Consider the following 1,191-nt stretch of genomic DNA (forward strand, 5'->3'; position numbering starts at 1 on the left):
GGCCCGGCGGCCTGCCCGACGCGGGGGCCGCGGCGCCTCGGACCGGGTACGGGCTCGGGTCCGGTGATCTGCCGGACGCGGCACCGCCGGCCGGGCAGGCGCTCGGTCCGGGTGACCTGCCAGAGGCGACGGACGCGGCACCGGCAGCCGGGCGGGGGGCGGCACACGCCCGTGCCACGGCGGCACGCGGCCTGACGGCCCTCCATGCCTGGCTCGCCGACGAACACTCCCCGGCCGCGCGCCTGGTCGTGCTCACCCGCGGCGCGGTCGCGGTGCGCGGCCCCGCCGATGTCTCCGACCCCGCCGGGGCCGCCCTGTGGGGTCTGGTGCGCTCCGCGCAGGCCGAGCATCCGGACCAGTTCGTGCTGGTGGACGCCGATGCCGCCGCCGACGAGGCCGCCGTGCGGCGCGCCGCCGCCCTCGCCGTGGCGGCCGGCGAGAACCAGGCCGCGATCCGTGACGGCGCCATCCTGGTGCCCCGGCTGGTCCGTACCGCCGGCGCCGGCCGGACCGCCGCAGATCCCACCGGCACCCACCTGATCACCGGTGGCCTCGGCAGCCTCGGCGGCGACCTGGCCCGCCACCTCGTCGCCGCCGGGGCCCGCCACCTGGTGCTCACCGGGCGGCGCGGCGCGGACACCCCCGGCGCCGCCGAACTGGCCGCCGAACTCACGGCCGCGGGCGCCGACGTCTCCGTACGCGCCTGCGACGTGGCCGACCGCGCCGCGCTCGCCGCCGTGATCGACGGCATCCCCGCCACGCATCCGCTGACCGGCGTCTACCACCTGGCGGGCGCGGCCGACGACGCCCCGCTGGACGCCATGACGCCCGAGCGGCTCGACGCGGTGCTGCGCCCCAAGGCCGACGGGGCGGTCCACCTGGACGAGCTCACCCGCGACCTGCCGCTCACCGCCTTCGTGCTGTTCTCCTCGGCCGTCGGCGTGCTCGGCCTCCCGGCCCAGTCCGCGTACGCCGCCGCCAACACCTTCCTCGACGCGCTCGCCCACCGGCGCCGTGCCCGGGGCGTGCCCGGCGTCTCCCTGGCGTGGGGACTGTGGGAGCGCCCCAGCGGCCTGGGCAGCCTCGCCGACGCGGACCTGGCGCGGCTGCGCAGGTCCGGCCTCGCCCCGATGTCCACCGCCGACGGCCTGGCCCTGTTCGCCGCCGCGCTCGGCGGGGACCGCACTCTGG

At 79.7% G+C, this 1,191-nt stretch carries 1 protein-coding gene; it reads left to right on the forward strand.

Annotated elements, in window-relative coordinates:
* Window positions 1–1,191 (forward strand): beta-ketoacyl reductase (locus tag AXW62_RS33955; protein WP_159061021.1); only part of this gene is annotated, 1,191 nt, incomplete at both ends.

Source organism: Streptomyces hygroscopicus subsp. hygroscopicus, from assembly GCF_001553455.1.
GTDB lineage: Bacteria > Actinomycetota > Actinomycetes > Streptomycetales > Streptomycetaceae > Streptomyces > Streptomyces hygroscopicus.